The following is a 3,902-nucleotide window of genomic DNA, read 5'->3' as shown; positions in this document are numbered from 1 at the left end:
TATAGATAACAACGTTGCTTAGTGAGAACGCTGTTAAGCAGTAAGATGTTAGGTATTAAGATGTAATGTATGAATGCGATAAAGGCCACGAAGTATTGTTGTATGGGAGAGTCGGCGTAGCGTAAATCAGTTGCAAGCCTACCCGATGACGCTTTAAGGCCACGTAGTCAGTTTCTACAATCGCAGGGTGTGAACGAAATCGCGATGATGTAAGGCTCTGTTTTAATGTTGTATGGGTTGTGAGTTAAAACGTTATGTTTTAAATCGCAATGGAAGTAAGGCCACGCATCAAATAGTTGATATCGCGAAGGGTGTGTACTTGAGTACCGAGGTGAAGAACCTTAAACGTGTACATTTAAAGCAGTACCATAAGTAGTATCATGTAATTAAGTTCCTTAATGTTAAACGCAATATCAGTAGTACCCTAAGAGCCCTGGCTTCTCAAGTCAGGGCTCTTATCATTTTGGCCCGCCGCAAGCCCGCTCCCCCGCCACATCTGCCTTATGCTTTTTTCGCAAAAGCACGTGATCCTGCTCGGTCATAAATTAGAAAAGAAGGTTATTGGTTGAAAATAGGGCGTTAGGGCACTCTGCCAGAAAGCCACTATGAGGAGCCAGCCATGACCGCTACCCGCCTGCCCATTCTTGACCTGTCGCACTTTTCCGATCCCGACGAGCGTCCCGCCTTTCTGGAACAGCTGCGTAATGCTGCGCGGGATATCGGTTTTTTCTATCTGGTGAATCACGGCGTGGACGACGCTCTGCAGCACGCCGTCCAGCAGGAGGCCCGCCACTTCTTCGCGCTTTCCGATGCGGAGAAGCAGCAGGTCGCCATGATCCACTCGCCCCATTTTCGCGGCTATAACCGTGCGGCCTCTGAGCTAACCCGCGGCCAGCCGGACTGGCGCGAGCAGTTTGATATTGGCGCTGAGCGTCCGGCGCTGAACGTGGCCGGGGACGATCCTCGCTGGCAACGACTGCAAGGACCGAACCTGTGGCCAGAGGCGCAGCCGACGCTGAAGCCTGCCCTGCTCGCCTGGCAAAAAGCAATGACCCGCATGGCCCTCAGCCTGCTGCGCGCCTTCGCCCAGGCGCTAAACCTGCCCGCCGACGCCTTTGATGCGCTGTACGGCGATAAACCCAACGAGCATATCAAGCTGATCCGTTACCCCGGCCAGCCTGCCACGGAGAGCCAGCAGGGCGTCGGCGCGCACAAGGACTCGGGTTTCCTCAGCTTCCTGCTGCAGGATGAGCAGAGAGGATTGCAGGTGGAGGTCGCTCCGGGCCGCTGGCTGGATGCCGCCCCGCTGGCCGGAAGCTTTGTAGTGAACATTGGTGAGCTGCTGGAGCTGGCCACCAACGGCTATCTGCGCGCCACGGTGCATCGGGTGGTCTCCCCCGCAGCTGGCCAGGAGCGGCTGTCGATCGCTTTCTTCCTCGGCGCACAGCTGGATGCGGTTGTACCGGTCTATGCCCTGCCCGAGCGGCTGGCCCAGGAGGCGCAGGGGCCAGAGAGCGATCCGCTCAATCCGCTGCTGCGCGACGTGGGCTGGAACTACCTCAAAGGACGACTGCGATCCCATCCGGACGTGGCCGAGCGTTACTACCGGGACGTGCTGCGCGAACGCAGTGAGCAACTGATTGCCTGATTAACCCCCCTGACATAACGATAAGGATAAAAATCATGAAACCTGCAGCATTTAAACTGGCCGGGCTGGCACTCTCTCTGTCTCTGGCATGGGGTTCTGCCCATGCGGAAGCGTTACGCATCGCTGCCGACGCCGTGCCGCACGCGGAAATCCTGAACTACATCAAAACCTTTGATCCGAAGCTGGACATCAAGGTGGTGGAGCTGACCAGTGGCGTTAATGCCAACGAGCTGCTGGCTAACGGCGACGTTGACGCTAACTATTTCCAGCACGTTCCGTATCTCAAAGATCAGGAGAAAGCGCTGGGCAAAACCTTTGCCGTCGCGGCGACGGTGCACATTGAACCGCTGGGCATCTACTCGCGCAAATATAAAGATCTCAAGTCGATTCCAGATAACGCCACGGTGGCGGTACCGAACAACACTACCAACCTGAGCCGCTCCCTGTTCCTGCTGCAAAGCCAGGGGCTGATTAAGCTCAACGCGAAGCTCACCGATCCGGCCACTACCCTCGCCACGCCGAAGGACATTGCCGAGAATCCAAAGCACATCAAAATTCTTGAGATTGAGTCCCCGCAGATCCCTCGCTCGCTGGACGACGTCGATCTGGCGGTCATTAACGGCAACTATGCGCTGGAGGCGGGCCTGACGCCTGCTAAAGATGCGTTGGGGCTGGAGAGCGCCGAGCATAATCCCTACGCCAATATTCTGGTGACCAACCCGGCGCTGGCTAACGATCCGCGCATCAAAGAGCTGGCGAAGGATCTGACCTCGCCGCAGGTGGCCAAGTTTATTCGTAAAAACTATAACGGCTCGGTTATTCCGGTCGCACCGCAGTCATGATTGTGATTGAAGGGCTGAGTAAAAGCTATGCCGGAGCAGGCCGACCGGCGCTGAACGACATCTCGTTAACCGTTCCCGAAGGAGCCATTTACGGCATTCTCGGGCGCAGCGGTGCGGGTAAAAGCACGCTGATCCGCTGCCTGAATCTGCTGGAGCGGCCAACCCATGGCCGTATCCTGGTCAACGGGCACGACATTACCGGTTTCGATAAAGCGGCCCTGCGCGCCCACCGTCTGCAAACCGGCATGATTTTTCAGCACTTCAATCTGCTGCACGCTCGCAGCGTGGCAGACAACGTTGCCGTGCCGCTGGAGATTGCCGGCGTTGCCAAAGCGCAGCGCCGGACGCGGGTCGATGAGCTGCTGCACCTGGTTGGGCTGAGCGATAAGGCGCAGGCTTTTCCCTTGCAGCTCTCCGGCGGGCAGAAGCAACGCGTCGGTATTGCCAGGGCGCTGGCGGCGCGCCCGCAGGTACTGCTCTGCGACGAAGCCACCAGTGCGCTGGATCCCGAGACCACGCAGTCGGTGCTGAGCCTGCTGGCGGATATCAACCGCCAGCTTGGCCTGACCATTGTGCTGATCACTCACCAGCTGGAGGTAGTAAAAAGCCTCTGCGATCATGCGGCGCTGCTGGAGAACGGCGAGCTGATTGAAAGCGGAAAGATTGCCGATCTGCTGGTCACGCCGTGGTCGCGCCTGCGCCAGGCGCTGCTGCCCGATCCGCAGGCGGAACGTCTGTTTCTACAACGGCATGGCTTAAACGGGAGGCCGCTATGCGTAGCATGAGCTGGGATGAACTTTGGCCGATGCTGCTTAATGGCACGCTGGAGACCGTCTACATGGTGGCGCTGGCCGCCTTTTTCACCGTGCTGATTGGCCTGCCCATCGGCGTTTTACTCTATGTCACACGGGCGAGCGGCCTGCTGCCGATGCCTAAAACCCATGCCGTGCTGGGGACAATAATTAATATTGGCCGCTCGCTGCCTTTTATTGTGCTGCTGATTGCCCTGATCCCTTTTACCCGGCTGCTGATAGGCACCACCCTGGGCAGCACCGCCGCCGTGGTGCCTATCACTATCGGCGCGTTTCCCTTCTTTGCCCGGCTGACAGAAAACGCGCTGGACGAGGTGGACTATGGCCGTATCGAGGCCATTCTGTCGATGGGGGGCGGCGTCTGGCACGTTATCGCCAAAGCGCTGCTGCCAGAGGCGCTGCCGGCCCTGCTGGCGGGGATCACCCTCACCATCGTCATGCTGATTGGCTTCTCGTCGATGGCGGGCGTCATTGGCGGCGGCGGGCTGGGGGATCTCGCTATTCGCTACGGCTACCAGCGCTTTAACGATCAGGTGATGGTGGGCACGGTGATCATTCTGGTGGTGCTGGTGCAGGGGGTACAGATGACCGGCGATCGGC

4 protein-coding genes are annotated in these 3,902 nt (G+C 58.1%); all 4 read left to right on the top strand.

What is annotated here, in order from left to right; all coding sequences use genetic code 11:
• The first annotated feature begins 619 nt into the window (after window positions 1–619).
• Window positions 620–1,648, top strand: coding sequence for an isopenicillin N synthase family dioxygenase (locus FN633_RS08395; RefSeq protein WP_154057398.1), 1,029 nt, complete (start codon window positions 620–622; stop codon window positions 1,646–1,648).
• A 35-nt stretch (window positions 1,649–1,683) separates the two neighbouring features.
• A complete protein-coding gene (locus FN633_RS08390) occupies window positions 1,684–2,490 on the top strand; it encodes a MetQ/NlpA family ABC transporter substrate-binding protein (protein WP_154057397.1) in 807 nt (268 codons plus the stop codon).
• On the top strand, window positions 2,487–3,275 hold the full coding sequence (locus FN633_RS08385) for a methionine ABC transporter ATP-binding protein (protein WP_154057396.1): 789 nt from the start codon (window positions 2,487–2,489) through the stop codon (window positions 3,273–3,275). Before FN633_RS08390 ends, FN633_RS08385 begins: the two co-directional genes overlap by 4 nt.
• On the top strand, window positions 3,272–3,902 hold a 631-nt coding region (locus FN633_RS08380), incomplete at its 3' end, for a methionine ABC transporter permease (RefSeq protein ID WP_208674177.1). The genes FN633_RS08385 and FN633_RS08380, both read left to right, overlap by 4 nt.

The sequence above is a fragment of the Pseudescherichia vulneris genome, assembly GCF_902164725.1.
Taxonomy (GTDB): Bacteria; Pseudomonadota; Gammaproteobacteria; order Enterobacterales; family Enterobacteriaceae; genus Pseudescherichia; species Pseudescherichia vulneris.
Note: the sequence above shows the minus strand (reverse complement) of the source record. Positions and strands in the feature narration are given on the sequence as shown.

Excerpts from the sequence above, each read along its gene's own strand:
- FN633_RS08395 (WP_154057398.1), top strand. The coding sequence starts at position 620 with ATGACCGCTACCCGCCTGCCCATTCTTGACCTGTCGCACTTTTCCGAT.
- FN633_RS08390 (WP_154057397.1), top strand. The coding sequence starts at position 1,684 with ATGAAACCTGCAGCATTTAAACTGGCCGGGCTGGCACTCTCTCTGTCT.
- FN633_RS08385 (WP_154057396.1), top strand. The coding sequence starts at position 2,487 with ATGATTGTGATTGAAGGGCTGAGTAAAAGCTATGCCGGAGCAGGCCGA.